Source organism: Priestia sp. 3CA3 (assembly GCF_056836725.1).
This window is the reverse complement of the sequence record NZ_JBXENJ010000006.1, coordinates 174,227-188,847: the sequence shown is the minus strand read 5'-3', so window position 1 is coordinate 188,847 and position 14,621 is coordinate 174,227. Positions and strand designations below refer to the sequence as shown.

General features: G+C 37.0%; 12 protein-coding genes. 9 read left to right on the top strand and 3 right to left on the bottom strand.

The genetic code is table 11. The features are described from left to right. Nucleotides 1-5: 5 nt before the first annotated feature. The 7 genes from AC1VNJ_RS17375 (at nucleotide 6) to AC1VNJ_RS17345 (ending at nucleotide 8,127) form a co-directional block, all read left to right on the top strand. Nucleotides 6-1,007 carry an acyltransferase family protein gene (locus tag AC1VNJ_RS17375; RefSeq protein WP_033578795.1) on the top strand — a complete coding sequence of 334 codons (1,002 nt, stop codon included), beginning with the start codon at nucleotides 6-8 and terminating at the stop codon, nucleotides 1,005-1,007. A 25-nt stretch (nucleotides 1,008-1,032) separates the two neighbouring features. Further along, nucleotides 1,033-1,908, top strand: coding sequence for a peptidylprolyl isomerase (locus AC1VNJ_RS17370; RefSeq protein WP_033578796.1), 876 nt, complete (start codon nucleotides 1,033-1,035; stop codon nucleotides 1,906-1,908). Between the two features lie 30 nt (nucleotides 1,909-1,938). Further along, entirely contained in the window at nucleotides 1,939-2,097 is a 159-nt protein-coding gene (locus AC1VNJ_RS17365) for a hypothetical protein (protein WP_155017217.1), read from the top strand. A 178-nt stretch (nucleotides 2,098-2,275) separates the two neighbouring features. Continuing rightward, nucleotides 2,276-2,950 (top strand): response regulator transcription factor, encoded by a 675-nt coding sequence (locus AC1VNJ_RS17360; RefSeq protein WP_028413601.1) that lies wholly within the window; start codon nucleotides 2,276-2,278, stop codon nucleotides 2,948-2,950. Then, the gene (locus AC1VNJ_RS17355; RefSeq protein ID WP_028413600.1) at nucleotides 2,940-4,367 is read left to right on the top strand and encodes a sensor histidine kinase; all 1,428 of its coding nucleotides are present in this window, start codon (nucleotides 2,940-2,942) and stop codon (nucleotides 4,365-4,367) included. The genes AC1VNJ_RS17360 and AC1VNJ_RS17355 overlap by 11 nt, the downstream gene beginning before the upstream one ends. 376 nt (nucleotides 4,368-4,743) lie before the next feature. After that, a complete protein-coding gene (locus AC1VNJ_RS17350; protein ID WP_063247284.1) occupies nucleotides 4,744-6,108 on the top strand; it encodes an allantoinase in 1,365 nt (454 codons plus the stop codon). 528 nt (nucleotides 6,109-6,636) lie between these two features. After that, on the top strand, nucleotides 6,637-8,127 hold the full coding sequence (locus AC1VNJ_RS17345) for a peptide MFS transporter (protein WP_221814937.1): 1,491 nt from the start codon (nucleotides 6,637-6,639) through the stop codon (nucleotides 8,125-8,127). Nucleotides 8,128-8,155: 28 nt separating this feature from the next. Here the strand turns inward: AC1VNJ_RS17345 and AC1VNJ_RS17340 are convergent, their stop codons facing one another. Continuing rightward, the gene (locus tag AC1VNJ_RS17340) at nucleotides 8,156-8,560 is read right to left on the bottom strand and encodes a hypothetical protein (RefSeq protein ID WP_028413597.1); all 405 of its coding nucleotides are present in this window, start codon (nucleotides 8,558-8,560) and stop codon (nucleotides 8,156-8,158) included. Between the two features lie 498 nt (nucleotides 8,561-9,058). Here AC1VNJ_RS17340 and AC1VNJ_RS17335 point away from each other — a divergent pair, with 498 nt between their 5' ends. Further along, nucleotides 9,059-10,768: an NAD-dependent malic enzyme gene (locus AC1VNJ_RS17335; protein ID WP_482641114.1), complete on the top strand. Its 1,710-nt coding sequence runs from the start codon at nucleotides 9,059-9,061 to the stop codon at nucleotides 10,766-10,768. Between the two features lie 143 nt (nucleotides 10,769-10,911). Further along, complete coding sequence (locus AC1VNJ_RS17330) at nucleotides 10,912-12,255, top strand: 2-hydroxycarboxylate transporter family protein (RefSeq protein ID WP_028413595.1); 1,344 nt, start codon at nucleotides 10,912-10,914, stop codon at nucleotides 12,253-12,255. A 48-nt stretch (nucleotides 12,256-12,303) separates the two neighbouring features. Here the strand turns inward: AC1VNJ_RS17330 and AC1VNJ_RS17325 are convergent, their stop codons facing one another. Together AC1VNJ_RS17325 and AC1VNJ_RS17320 are read right to left on the bottom strand one after the other, a co-directional pair. Beyond that, nucleotides 12,304-13,125, bottom strand: coding sequence for a Cof-type HAD-IIB family hydrolase (locus tag AC1VNJ_RS17325; RefSeq protein WP_013082899.1), 822 nt, complete (start codon nucleotides 13,123-13,125; stop codon nucleotides 12,304-12,306). 355 nt (nucleotides 13,126-13,480) lie between these two features. Next, the gene (locus AC1VNJ_RS17320) at nucleotides 13,481-14,506 is read right to left on the bottom strand and encodes an LLM class flavin-dependent oxidoreductase (RefSeq protein WP_482641113.1); all 1,026 of its coding nucleotides are present in this window, start codon (nucleotides 14,504-14,506) and stop codon (nucleotides 13,481-13,483) included. Between the last annotated feature and the right edge of the window lie 115 nt (nucleotides 14,507-14,621).

Below are 14,621 nucleotides of genomic sequence, written 5' to 3'. Positions count from 1 at the left end.
GTCAAATGGCTAAGCGGGATGCGTATTTTGATAACGTGAAATTTATCTTAATTGTACTGGTAGTGTTTGGCCATTTGTTAACTCCCTTCATTAATGATGAACAGTGGTTACGAACACTCTACATATTTATTTATACTTTTCATATGCCAGCGTTTATTTTAATAAGCGGATATTTTGCAAAGGGATACCGAAAGAAAGGATATATGTGGAAGATGGCGAAGAAAGTATTACTTCCTTATATTATCTTTCAACTTATCTATGCGGTATATGATTATAAACTGTATGATGAATCGTCATTTGAAGTTTCAGTATTTCAGCCAGCTTGGTCACTGTGGTTTTTACTAAGTTTATTTTGTTGGAATGCGATGCTGTTCATTTTTACAAAGATCAAATATCCTTTAGCCGTCGCGGCAGTTTTAGGAATTATGATTGGCTTATGTGAACCGCTAGAAACAACGTTAAGTCTTTCTAGAACATTTGTATTCTTCCCCTTCTTCTTAGCAGGGTTTTATATGAAAAAAGAACATTTTAAAAAGTTGACGTCTGTTTCTTGTAAGAAAATAGCTGGAGGCACATTGCTCATTATTGCTCTGTGGATCCAGTACGTAGCACCGGATTTTGAGAAGGAGTGGCTATTTGGTTCAAAATCCTATGCCTCCTTAGGTGTAAATCAAGTAGAGGGAATGATCATTCGTACACTATTTTATAGCATCAGCTTAGCAATGACGGTTTCCTTTTTAGCTTTGATCCCTACACAGACGATGTCTTTTACATCTCGAGGTGCTCAAACCTTTTATGTGTATTTGCTACATGGATTTCTGATTAAATATATTCGCTTATCTTCTTTTGGAGACTGGATAGAAAGTGTACAAGGATACAGCATTCTTTTGATTGGAGCTTGTGGAGTGGCGTGGCTGTTGTCGAGTAAATACGTATCTACGATTGCAAGGCCTTTAATTGAGCTTAAACCGTTACCAACGCGCAAAAGTTTAAGTTTAGGTAAGTAGTGAGAAATGGAAAAGGAGTTTAATGATGTCTAAAAACAAAATAATTATGATTATCGCAGCCGTTGTCATTATTGCTGCAGTAGCTATTGGTGCCGTAGCAATGAATAAATCAAAGGTAGTTGCTACCGTTGGTGATGAAAAAATCACAAAAGATCAGCTGTATGATGCTCTTCTTGCTCAAGGAGGATCAAGCGTCCTTGATTCACTAATCGAACAAAAAGTCATTTCAAAAGAAGCAGCTAAACAAAATATTAAAGTAACCGATAAAGAAATTAATGCTGAATTAGAAAACCTTAAAAGTCAGTACGGTGGAGAAGATGCACTAAATCAAGCATTAGCATCTAGCGGTGTAAAATTGTCAGAGCTGAAAAAAGATTTAAAGACGAATATTGAAGCAAAAAAAATGGTCGAGTCGACTATTAATATTAAAGATAGTGAAATGAAATCGTACTTTAATCAAAATAAAGATTCACTAGCTACAGAAGCACAGGTAAAAGCTAGTCATATCTTAGTAGCAGACGAAAAAACAGCAAAAGAAGTAAAGGCAAAGCTTGATAAAGGAGAAGATTTTGCAAAGCTAGCAAAAGAATATTCAACGGATACAGCTTCTAAATCAGATGGCGGAAACCTTGGATACTTCAAAAAAGGCGATATGGTCGAAGCTTTTGCCAACAAAGCATTTTCAATGAAGGTAAATGAAGTAAGTGATCCTGTTAAAACAGAATACGGTTACCATATTATTAAAGTAACAGGCAAAAAAGAAGCGCAAAAAGCAACATATGAAAACAGCAAAGCAAAAATCAAGCAAACGCTGCTTGATCAAAAATACCAAACAGAGTATCCAACATGGTTACAAAAGCTAAAGAAAAAGTATGATATTACAAACAAACTTGATTCATAAATAATACCTTAACGAAATGAGGGGATGGATATGAAACAAACAGCGTCTTATAGCAAATTAGAAAAAATCGTCGAACAATTGAAGCACAGAGGTGTACGAGCTGAAATATGCCGGCGTGTTGTAAAGGTCACAGAAACTGTTAATGGATCAAATCCTTCATATTCAAATCAAATCGTTAGTCATTCATAAAAGTACAAAAGACGCGAACGGCTGAACAGCAGTTTGCTCTCGTTCTTAATACAGGTAGGGAAAATTAAAATGAAAAGAGATCAGTAGAGGCAGCTTGTTTCTGCTGATTCTTTTTGTATAATAAAGTAAACAAAAGGATGCAGGGAAATGTATCAAACGAAGGAAGGAGTTACGCAGAATGAACGTACTGCTAGCAGAAGATGATTTGCAGCTAGGTGAATTAGTTAGTTATATGCTGAAGAAAAAAGGAGGCTATAACGTCGAATGGGTGACGGAAGGGAATGATGCATATGACTATGCATCTGAAGCACATTATGATGTGTTAATTCTTGACTGGATGATGCCCAATGGAGACGGAATCGATGTATGTAAACGTCTAAGAAAAGAAGGGTACGCCGGGGCCATTCTTATGTTAACAGCAAAAGATGCGGTTCAAGATCGTATACAAGGCTTAGATGCGGGAGCGGATGATTACGTTATTAAGCCATTTGAAATTGACGAGCTGCTTGCAAGGCTTCGCGCTTTGGCTCGTCGTAATTATGCACCAATTTTAGAAGAAGAAGTAGAGATTGCCAGCATGATATTAAAAAGAGCAAGTCAAACCGTGCAGTTTGACGAGGAGTTTATTCAATTAAGTCCTCGTGAATTTCAACTGCTAGATTTTTTAGTAAAAAACAAAGGACAAGTTCTTTCCCGAGATATTATTTTAGACAGGGTATGGGGATATGAATCAGATGTTTCGATTAAAACGATTGATGCGACGGTTAAACTTTTGCGAAAAAAACTAGAGAAATTTAACAAACAAGATCTTATTCAAAGCATTCGCGGAGTAGGCTACAAAATTGAAAGCTAAACTTCTTACGAGGGCTAAACAGAAAGTAAAACAAAAAGTAAAGCAAGATTTATTCAGCCAGACGCAAAATCGTTTAACATTCCGATACAGCGCATTGCTAATGCTGTTTCTGCTTTTATTCGTATTTATTGTTTATGCATTGGTGTATGTGGTTGTATCCAATAGTCAGCAGCAAAACTTAAATAGCATGTTAAAACAAGAGTCTCGAATTGTCCAAAGCATCTTAATTAAACAAGCGGTAAACAGTTCGAATCAACAGTCGAAAGAAGAGTATAAAAACATTGTCGTAGCCGGTGAAGACCAGTTTTTTTATTATGTCATCAGTCCTGAAGGGGACCTTATTATGGGCAACGAAGCGAGTGAGCGTCTTCGCTCTAACTTGTTAGATTTAATTGATGGATGGATCCCTATTGAAAACGAAGTGCGAAAAGAACGAATAAAAGCCCCGCGTCCTAGTTTTGAGCACATCGAAGGAGTAAAAGGGCAAAACGGGGAAGGCAAAATAGACATTGATTTAATGATGGCGGGGGAACCTATTTTTTATAAAGGCCAATTTTTAGGGATGCTTTATATTGGAAAAGACGTTTCGTTTCTTTATCAGCTGTTAAAGTGGCTCCTCATTATTATGCTGAGCCTTACGGTACTGTTTGTAGGAGTAGCCATTTATATCAGCCGCTTAATGTCAAAACGTGCCATGGTCCCAATTGAAACAGCTTTCCAAAAGCAAAAAGAATTTGTGGCGGATGCATCCCATGAGCTAAGGACACCGCTTAGCGTTATGCTTTCTTCTATCAACGCTTTAGAAATGCAGGAGGAAGTAACAGAAGATCCCTTCTCTAAAAAATTAATTAATAATATGAAAGCTGAAGTGAAGCGGATGACGAGTCTCGTCAGTGATTTACTTACGCTTGCACGCTCAGACTCTAATAAAGTAGAAAAAGCAATGATGCCATTTGATATTACAGATGCGGTACAAAAGGTAATGGAATCGGTTGAAACTCTAGCGATTTCTAAACATATTGATTTGCAGCTGGATACGCCTGAAAAATTAGTTGTAACTGGAGATCAAGAGCGTCTCACTCAGCTGATTTACATCTTGTTAGACAATGCGATTAAATATACGACTCCTCATGGAAGTGTAAACATTCAAGTGGTTCAGCACGGGAGTGAATGTACATTAAAAGTACGTGATACAGGGGTTGGAATTCATCCCGACGAAAAGGATCGAATCTTCGACCGCTTTTATCGTGCTGATAAATCCCGATCCCGTCAAATGGGAGGTCACGGGCTAGGCCTAGCAATCGCTAAATGGATCGTAGAAACACATAAAGGCAAAATTGATGTAGAAAGTGAACAAGAAAAAGGAAGTACATTTACAGTAAGGTTGCCAATGTCACAAAAAGTAAAAAAGAGTTAAAAGAGACTGTGACAAAATTAGTTGAAGGAAGATCCGACCGAGTTTGATTCTTGATGGAGAATTAAACTCGTTCGGATTTTTTTATGGTTAGAGTGGAGGTAGGTTTCATTTATCCAATTTGTTCGTCCGTTGATTTAGTTATGTCTGCATCTCTTTTCAGTTAGTGAAAGTGACCAAATGAAAAAGAAAAGTTTAGACAAAATGGCGAATGAAAAAATCGGATAATTCAGTTATATTAACTGACGTAATAATCAGTCTGTGTGTCAGGGTTCTTTACAATGATAAAGACTTTTTAAAGGAAACAGTGCATGATAGAACAATAGCAGACTACTTCGTTTAACAAAAAGATGAAGTAAGTAAAGGGGAGTTTGATAATATGTACGATTTAATTATTCGGGATGGTTCGGTCGTATTAGAAGACGAAATAGTAAAAGCGGACATAGGTGTTAAAAAAGGAAAGATTGCAGAAATAGCGCAAGGTGTTAGCATACCAGCAAAAAAATACGTAGATGCTAAAGGCAAATATGTTCTGCCTGGAATGATTGATATTCACGTGCATTTTGATGAACCGAGCCGAGACCATTGGGAAGGGTTTGACTACGGTTCAGCATCTATGGCCGCAGGAGGCTGCACTACATATTTTGATATGCCTTTAAACGGCGTTCCTCCTACCGTAACAGAAGCAGCGCTGTGGGAAAAGAAAAAACTGGCTGATCAAAAGTCAGTAGTAGATTACGGTCTATGGGGAGGGTTGGTTCCTGGTAATAAAGAAGAATTAGCCAAAATGGCTCATTCGGGTGTAATAGGTTTTAAAGCATTTATGTCAGAAGCAGGTTCTGAATTTGATTTCTCAGATGACCTCACATTATACGAAGGAATGAAAGAGATTGCAAAACTAAATAAAGTGCTTGCCCTGCATGCTGAAAGAAATGACTTAATACAAAAGCTTGAACAGGCTAAACAGAAGCAAAAGCAAACGGCTATTAAAGATTATTTAGAAACGCGACCGGTTGTAGCAGAAGTAAACGCAGTAAAGCAAGCGCTTGAGTACGGTGAAGAAACGGGATGTCCGCTTCACTTTGTACACATTAGCAGCTATGAAGCAGTGCAGCTTATTACGGAAGCAAAGAAGAATGGAATGAACGTTACGCTGGAAACTTGTCCGCATTATTTACTTTTTACAGAGGAAGACTTTGAAGAAATTGGCGTAACGGCTAAGTGTGCACCTCCTCTTCGCAGCAGGAGTCAAAAAGAAAAATTATGGGCATGTATTCAATCAGAAGAAGTAGATATGATTTCTTCGGATCATTCTCCTTGCCCGATTGAGTTAAAAACAGCTCATCAGAATGATTTATTTAAAGTTTGGGGTGGAATATCAGGCGGTCAGTACTCTTTGCAGGCAATGATTAGTGAAGGAGCGATCACTAGAGGGATTTCTCTTTCTCACATTTCAAAGCTTGTATCAACCAATCCAGCTAAACGATTCGGCTTATATCCCAAAAAAGGAAGCATTTTGCTAGGAGCCGATGCGGATTTGGTTATCGTTGATCTGGATCAAACTGAAAAAGTGACAAAAGAAGGAATGGTTTTCAAACATAAGCACAGTATATATGAAGGAACGGTATTTAATAGCGTTATTTTAACTACCATTAATAGAGGAACGATTGTATACACTAAAGAAGAAGGTGTGTTTCCTCTTCACAAAGGACAAATGGTAAATGGTGAATACGTAAAATTGTAGGCACAGCGAAAAAAGAGATGAAAAATAAACCTTTTATCTCTTTTTTTACATAAAAAAATGAGGATGACTTATATTAAAAGTATTACATAGGTGAAAAAAGAGTATCTACTATAACAAAAGAGACATTTTTAAAGAAGGTTTTATTATTTTAAAAAAGTATATTTTTGATTGAGGGAAGCATAATTTAAAAAGAATAAAGCTTCTTTTTAAATATAAAGAAAAATTTCCCAAAAAGAAAAATATTATCTGGTTGTATGAAAAGTAGATAATCAGATGCTTTGTAATCAAGGGTTTTGTATAAAAAAATTTTCAAAAAGATATTTTAAGAAAGGAAATCTTGATTTAAAGCTTTTTATAGGTGCAATTTTATAATGAAAAACCGTATATTATGCACTCATTGTAAAATTCTGATATTGACAGAATCATTTTATAAGAATAAAATTTTCTTGTTTCTATTTTTTTATATCATCATAATTTTTTGATAGTTTTGTCTATGGTGGTTTACGGTTGAAAGAGAGGTTAAGGAATATGTCGGTAGAGAGAGAAAAAGTGTATGAAACAGTTCCTCAAAAAGGATTCTTCGGACATCCTAAAGGTTTATTTACCTTGTTCTTTACAGAATTCTGGGAGCGTTTTTCATACTATGGAATGCGTGCGCTACTTGTATTGTACATGTACGATACAATTGCAAACGGTGGATTAGGAATGGAACAAGGAACCGCTTTAGCGATCTTTTCTATTTATGGTTCTCTTGTTTATATGTCTGGAATTATTGGCGGTTGGATCGCAGACCGCATTTTAGGTACGTCTAATACGGTGTTTTACGGCGGTATATTTATTATGCTCGGACATCTAGTGCTTGCGTTGCCAGCAGGTGTAACGGCGCTGTTTATTTCGATGTTCCTGATTATCATTGGAACAGGTTTATTAAAACCAAACGTTTCAAGCGTTGTAGGTGATATGTATAGCCCTACTGACAACCGTCGAGATGCTGGATTTAGTATCTTCTACATGGGTGTAAATGCAGGGGCATTTATCGCACCGCTAGTTGTTTCAACAGTAGGTGAAAAATATAATTATCACTTAGGTTTTGGAATCGCAGCAGTAGGAATGCTTTTAGGTCTAATTGTATTTATGGCTACACGAGGTAAAACCTTAGGTCGTGCAGGCAGACAAGTTCCAAACCCTTTAAAACCAGAAGAGCGCAAAAAAGTTTTTGGTACTATTGCACTTGCTGTAGTTGTACTTGCTATCTTTATTGTACTGACTTCTTTAGCAGGTATTTTAACAGTTGAAGGCGTTATTTTATTTGTAAGTATTTTAGCGATTGTTATTCCTATTATTTACTTTGTGGTTATGTATAAGAGTCCCAAGACAACAGCTGATGAGCGTTCACGCGTATTAGCTTATATCCCTCTTTTTATTTCTGGAGTAATGTTCTGGGCAATTCAAGAGCAGGGGTCAACAATTTTAGCAACGTATGCAAAAGATCATACACAGCTAACGTATGGCGGCTTTAAAATTCCAGTTGGCTGGTTCCAATCGTTAAATCCGTTATTTATTATTATATTTGCCCCAGTTTTTGCAGCACTTTGGGTGAAATTAGGAAACAGACAGCCTTCTACACCAAAGAAGTTTTCATTAGGACTTTTATTTGCAGGGCTTTCTTTCCTTGTCATGGTTATCCCGGCTAGTATTCATGGAAACGAAACGTTAGCGAGCCCGCTATGGCTAGTATTAAGCTTCTTCTTAGTTGTAGTTGGAGAGCTTTGTTTATCACCAGTAGGGCTATCAACTACAACAAAACTAGCACCTGCAGCGTTTTCTGCTCAGACAATGAGTTTATGGTTCTTAACAAGCGCAGCGGCGCAGGCAATCAATGCTCAGCTTGTTCAATACTATGAAAACATTTCGCAAGTTGTTTATTTTGCTGCATTGGGCGGAGTGTCGGTCATTTTAGGTGTAATTGTACTAATGATTTCGCCAAAAATTCAGCGTTTAATGAAAGGTGTTCAATAAAAAAAACCGTCCTTAAGGGCGGTTTTTTTTATGATTTATTTGAAAAAATATTCATGAAGGAGGCGTATGTCTGATCGTCCTCACCCTCATAGAACGCAAGATTTAAAAGTCTGTTAAGTTCGTTTGTTGATTTTTCAGTTTCTGCAATAATTTGATGCATATGAGCAATCTTGGACATGGATCCGTTGCCATAAGCATTTTTAATTTGATTTAATGTTAAATGAAGCGATAAGACCTCTCGGCGAAGAGCTTGTCTTAATTCAGAGGAAGCAGGGATAAAAAAGCGTTTATAAAAATAACTGGCTTCTTCAAACACCAATTCTCCATTCTCTAGCTCTTTAGCCGCAATTTCTTTAATCTCTTGATCGTCTAATCGACTGGCCGCTTCTTCGATAAGAAATCCAAAAATAATAGCTGTATCTGGTTTTAACATATAATAACCTCCATTATTATAAAAAAGAACTATGTAGTTTATATGTATAGATAGAAAGGAAGAAATATTCATAGTAATTCACTAATCAGCATAGACAAAAAAATAAAAAATATTCTTTTATAGGCAAACTAAAATTATTTCAAAATAAATTTTTTATAATTAAACATTTTTTCCATATTAAAGGATTATTTTGACTTTCCAAAAGAGATGAATAGAATAAAGAGGGTTCTTAGTACCTATATAAAAAGAAAATTGATAAAAGATATTAAATTCAGAAATTTCTACCTCTTTATAACTAAAAAATTGCTCTACTAAAATAGTTGACAGCAGAAATAGATAGGCATAAAATATACTATTGTCAAATGAATTAGCAAGCTATTCATAAAAAGTTAACGGACATTTGAATAATATGAGTAATATCCATATAAGGTATCAATTACTTAAATCTAACCAACTTGTATGCTTGTCATACAAGTCTACAGAAAGGAAGATAGTCGTATGCGCAACGTATTTTTTACAGATAATGAAACAATTGAAACGACTTTACGTGGGAAAGAAATTTTAGGAGCTCCAGTGTTAAACAAAGGAGTAGCTTTTACAAAAGAAGAGCGTAAAACGTTAGGATTAGAAGGTTTACTTCCTCCAATGACTTTAAGTTTAGATGAGCAGGCAAAACGTGCATATGAGCAATTTTTAGCTCAGGCAGATAACCTTGGTAAGAATGTGTATTTAAACGATTTACAGAACCGTAATGCTGTATTATTTTATCGTTTATTGCAAGATCACTTAAAAGAAATGCTTCCGGTTGTTTATACACCAACAGTTGGACAAGCAATCCAAGAATACAGCCACGAATATCGCCGTCCGGGTGGCGTATACTTGTCAATCGATAATGTAGAAGGCATTGAAGAAGCTCTTAAAAATATCGATGCAAATAGTGAAGACATTGATTTAATGGTTATTACAGATTCAGAAAGTATTTTAGGAATTGGTGACTGGGGCGTTGGTGGTATTAATATTGCTATCGGTAAATTAGCCGTGTACACAGCTGCAGCAGGAATCGATCCAAGCAGAGTACTTCCAGTTGTTCTTGATGTAGGAACAAACAATGAAAAATTATTAAATGATCCTTTATATATCGGAAACCGCCATGAACGTATCCGCGGTGAGCGCTATGATCATTTCGTAGATCAATTTATTTCAAAATCTCTTGAAATATTCCCTAATGCACTGTTACACTGGGAAGATTTCGGTAATGTAAATGCTCGTAATATTATTAACAAGTACGGAAAAGAAATTCTAACGTTTAATGATGATATTCAAGGCACAGGTGCCGTAACGCTTGCCGCTATTTTCTCAGCAGTTCAAGTGTCTAAAATGCCACTTCGTGACCACCGTGTTTTAATCTTTGGACCAGGTACAGCAGGTATCGGTATTGCAGATCAAGTACGTGATGCAATGGTATTAGACGGGATCACAGAAGATGAAGCATACAAAAACTTCTGGGCAGTCGATTTCCGAGGCCTTTTAACAGATGACATGGACGACTTATTAGGTTTCCAAACGCCTTATGCACGAAAAGCAGAAGAAGTGAAGGACTGGAACCGTGAAGAAGACAAAATTTCTCTTTTAGAAGTTGTCAGACAAGTTAAGCCAACAATCTTAATTGGTACGTCTGGTGTAGCGGGCGCATTCTCAGAAGAAATCGTAAAAGAAATGGCGAAGCATGTAGAACGCCCAGCTATTTTACCAATGTCAAATCCAACTCCGCTTGCGGAAGCTACTCCTGAAAACCTATTAAATTGGACAGAAGGAAAAGCACTTGTAGCAACTGGAAGTCCGTTTGAACCAGTTAACTACGACGGTGTGGAATATGAAATTGGTCAATCTAATAATGCTTTTGTTTTCCCTGGTCTTGGTCTTGGATCAATCGTGGTAAAAGCAGAAGTTATTACAGACAGCATGTTCGCAGCATGTGCACACGCTGTAGCTCAAATGGTAGACAGCAGCAAACCAGGAGCTTCATTACTACCACGCGTAGAAGAATTACGTGAAGTATCATATAACGTTGCTTTAGCGGTTGCTAACGCAGCAATTAAAGATGGCGTTGCAAAAGAAGTTCCAACAGATGTAAAAGCGGCAGTAAAAGCAGCAATGTGGGAACCAACATACAAAGAAATTAAAGCTTTAGAAACAGTAAATGCTTAATTTTTAGATAGAAAAAGCACAGCTTCTTTTTTCAGAAGCTGTGCTTTTTTTAGTTACAAAAAGAATTCTTAAGTTACATAACGTATATAGTTTTTTTAAACTTGTGTATGATTCTCTATATTAGAACCACAGGGGGTTATGAGATGAATACAGCACGTAAATTGGAAACGTTTACTCAAGATTCACAGCCTGAAAATAAGGGTTTTTGGAACCGAATCAACAATATTAAAGTAGGAGTTATTCCTCTACCGCTATACGTTTTACTTGCATTAATTGTATATGGCGCGGCCGTTTACAACGAACTTCCTCCAGATATGATTGGCGGATTTGCGATTATTATGGTAATGGGAATGCTGCTTGGTGATTTAGGATTAAAAATTCCGATTTTAAAAGATATTGGCGGACCAGCTATTTTATCACTGCTTGTACCTTCCGTATTAGTTTTTTATAATGTTTTAAATCCCGCGTCTATGGAAGCGGTAACAACTTTGATGAAAACATCAAACTTTTTATACCTTTATATTTCTTGTTTAGTAGCCGGAAGTATTCTGGGCATGAACCGTAAAGTTTTAATTCAAGGCTTTACACGTATGTTCGTACCGCTTGTGTTAGGTACGCTAGCCGCTGTAGCTGCAGGCGTAGCCGTTGGGATGTTATTTGGTTACGGAGCAAAACATACATTTTTCTATATTGTTGTACCAATCATTGGAGGAGGAATTGGTGAAGGTATTTTACCGCTTTCACTTGCTTATTCTCAAATTTTAGGTAGTTCAGCAGAATCTTTTGTGTCGCAAATGATTCCAGCTGCTGTTATTGGAAACATCGTTGCTATCGTATGTGCTGGCTTAATGAAACGTCTAGGAGAGAAAAAGCCAGAATTAACAGGTAATGGAGTTCTTGTGAAGACAAAAGGCGGAGATGGCATCTCAGAAGATACAAATATCAAGAAACCAGTAGATTTTTCGTTAATGGGCGCAGGTCTTTTAATTGCATGTAGTTTCTTTATTTTCGGAGGCTTAGCACATAAGTTTTTAGGAATTCCAGGTCCAGTTTTAATGATCGTAGCGGCAACGCTAGTCAAATGTTTACAAGTAATGCCTGCTAAGATGGAGCAAGGTGCTTACCATATGTACAAATTCATTTCTACGAGCTTGACATGGCCGTTAATGGTAGGCCTAGGAATTTTGTATATTCCTCTTGAAGATGTAGTGAAAATTGTGACACCAGGTTATGTAGTCGTATGTGCAGCAGTTGTTATGGCTATGGTAGCAACCGGTTATTTTGTAGGTAAAATGATGAAAATGCATCCGGTGGATGCAGCAATTGTAACCGGCTGTCACAGCGGTTTAGGAGGTACGGGAGACGTAGCGATTTTATCAGCTTCCAACCGTATGTCACTTATGCCATTTGCTCAAGTAGCAACAAGACTTGGAGGCGCTTCCACTGTTATTTTAGCTACGCTTCTTATGAAACTTTTAGGAGTATAAAATCAAAATAAAAAAGCAGCTCGGTTCGTACGAGCTGCTTTTTTTGTCTTATGAAACACTAACAGGTTTTAAGATGAATTCTTCCACAACTTTTGCCACACCGTCGTTCATGTTTGTATCTGTTACGTGGTTGGCTTTTTCTTTAATATCTTCAGGAGCATTTCCCATTGCTACGCCAAGTCCAGCAAATTCAATCATGGCAAGATCATTATAACTGTCGCCAATAGCAATCACTTCATCGCGTGTAATGCCAAGCTGCTGAATTAATAAATGTAAGCTTGTCCCTTTTGTGACACCTTCTTCTGTGAATTCAAGGAAGTATGGTTTAGAGCGCATTACGCTTAGCTCTCCTTGAAGCTGCTTTTGAAGTTTCTTTTCAACGTGAACCAGCATTTCCGGTTCTGCAAGCATGAGTACTTTTACAACAGGTTCTGTAACGGCATCAGTAAAAGATGAAACAACACGGATCGGCAGACCTGTAATGTCACTTTCAATATCCGTAAATTTATTTTCTACTTCTGTTATAATTTCATCTCCAACGTACGTATGAATTAAAACTCCTTCTTCGCGGCTAATATCGTCGAGACGTGCAACGGTTCTCGGAGATAATGTGCTGCTAAATAGCTCTTCATTTGTTAAGCAATTAATAATTTTCGCCCCGTTAAACGATAAAATAAAGCTTCCGTACTTTTCTAACTCCAGTTCTTTGGCGATGTGAACCATTCCGTAAGTTGGTCGGCCAGAAGCAAGTACAACTTTTACTCCCGATTCTTGCGCCTTCATTAATGCTTCTTTTGTGCGCGGAGAAATAGTGTGATCATCGCATAATAGTGTATCATCCAAATCTAAAACAATCATTTTGTAAGGCATAATTTTAAATTCCCTTCTTCTACTAGACTCATATCTTCATATGGTACTATAAAAAAACGTTTGATTCAATTTAATGATTTTTTGAAAACAAGAAGCATGCGTATACTTTATTTGAACGCCTCGTAAGTAGATGAAACAAAGAACTTGAGACATAGCTAAAACAAAGAACTTGAGACATAGCTAAAACAAAGAACTTGAGACATAGCTAAAACAGCCCAATCAATAGCTAAAAGCAATTAAACACATGAAAGCTACGTTTACCATGACAACGAAAAAATACGAAGTAATAATCAATCATTTTGATTATTACTTCGTATTTTACTTCGACTAAAATTCTTTTATTTCAGCCTCTTGATTAGTAAGCTGCTAGAGTTTGATTCGTTTTCTGAGTATCTCCTTCACTGAAAGCTTCTTTTAAGAGCGTATAAGACCGCTTTTTTTGTTCAAAATCTTGAAGAGCAGTAAGAATAATAAATTCATCAATAGAAAATGCCTGTTTCAAAGCTTGGAGCCTTTGACGAACGGTTTCTTTTGTACCGTATATGACGTTTGCTTCTTTTTCTTCAATTCGATAGCTTTCTTTAGACTGCTGACCAAATTCTTCCGCTTTTTCTTTGGAGCCTAATGTAGCGGATTTCCCATTTTGTAAGTATACTTTAAATATTTTTGTGCTGGATGCTAATGCTTTTGCTTCTTCTACGGTATCCGCTACGATGACGGAAAGGGCAACGACAAGCGAGCGTGCATGGGATGAAACGTGCTGATTATAGACGGAAATCGCTTCTTCTAGCACTTTTTGATCACCATTAATGAATTGAGCAAATACATAAGGAAGATTTAGAGATGCCGCTAGCTCTGCGCTTGAAACACTTGCTCCCAGTAAAAACATATCTGCTGCTTTTTGGGGCCTTGGATAGGCTTTTAAACCGTAAAGAGGGTGATCTTCCGGCAGCGTATCGTTTAGGTATTGTTTAAGTTCTATCAGTTTGTCTGTTAAGGACTTAGTGGGCTGAGAGTTTTGTTGCAAGGCTTGAGTAGAATGAGGTAGTCCTCCTGGTGCTCTGCCGATTCCAAGATCGATGCGATTTGGAGATAATGAGGCTAAAACGTTAAAATTTTCTGCTACTTTATAAGGGCTGTAGTGTTGAAGCATAACACCGCCTGAGCCGATACGGATATGATGTGTTTTGGCGAGCAGGTGAGAAATTAACACTTCGGGTGATGATCCTACAACATGTTCAGAGTCATGATGCTCCGCTACCCAAAAACGGTGGTAGCCAAGTTCTTCTGCTAGCTGAGCTAATTGAATGGTATGCTGAAATGCATCTTCAGCACGCTCACCTTCATAACGCGGGCTTTGATCTAAAATACTTAATTTCACTGAAAACACTCCTTAAAGTTGATAAAAAAGGTAAGAATAATTGGGATTAATTTTAGCAAAGGATTTTCCAGATGAAAAGAGTTTTTTTAAAGAAAAATATTTTTTGAAAAATAAG

What these genes read in the sequence shown, in the direction of transcription:
- AC1VNJ_RS17360 (WP_028413601.1), top strand. Translation starts at nt 2,276, where the DNA reads ATGAACGTACTGCTAGCAGAAGATGATTTGCAGCTAGGTGAATTAGTT.
- AC1VNJ_RS17340 (WP_028413597.1), bottom strand. Translation starts at nt 8,560, where the DNA reads ATGTTAAAACCAGATACAGCTATTATTTTTGGATTTCTTATCGAAGAA.
- AC1VNJ_RS17330 (WP_028413595.1), top strand. Translation starts at nt 10,912, where the DNA reads ATGAATACAGCACGTAAATTGGAAACGTTTACTCAAGATTCACAGCCT.
- AC1VNJ_RS17345 (WP_221814937.1), top strand. Translation starts at nt 6,637, where the DNA reads ATGTCGGTAGAGAGAGAAAAAGTGTATGAAACAGTTCCTCAAAAAGGA.
- AC1VNJ_RS17370 (WP_033578796.1), top strand. Translation starts at nt 1,033, where the DNA reads ATGTCTAAAAACAAAATAATTATGATTATCGCAGCCGTTGTCATTATT.
- AC1VNJ_RS17375 (WP_033578795.1), top strand. Translation starts at nt 6, where the DNA reads ATGGCTAAGCGGGATGCGTATTTTGATAACGTGAAATTTATCTTAATT.
- AC1VNJ_RS17325 (WP_013082899.1), bottom strand. Translation starts at nt 13,125, where the DNA reads ATGCCTTACAAAATGATTGTTTTAGATTTGGATGATACACTATTATGC.
- AC1VNJ_RS17365 (WP_155017217.1), top strand. Translation starts at nt 1,939, where the DNA reads ATGAAACAAACAGCGTCTTATAGCAAATTAGAAAAAATCGTCGAACAA.
- AC1VNJ_RS17350 (WP_063247284.1), top strand. Translation starts at nt 4,744, where the DNA reads ATGTACGATTTAATTATTCGGGATGGTTCGGTCGTATTAGAAGACGAA.
- AC1VNJ_RS17335 (WP_482641114.1), top strand. Translation starts at nt 9,059, where the DNA reads ATGCGCAACGTATTTTTTACAGATAATGAAACAATTGAAACGACTTTA.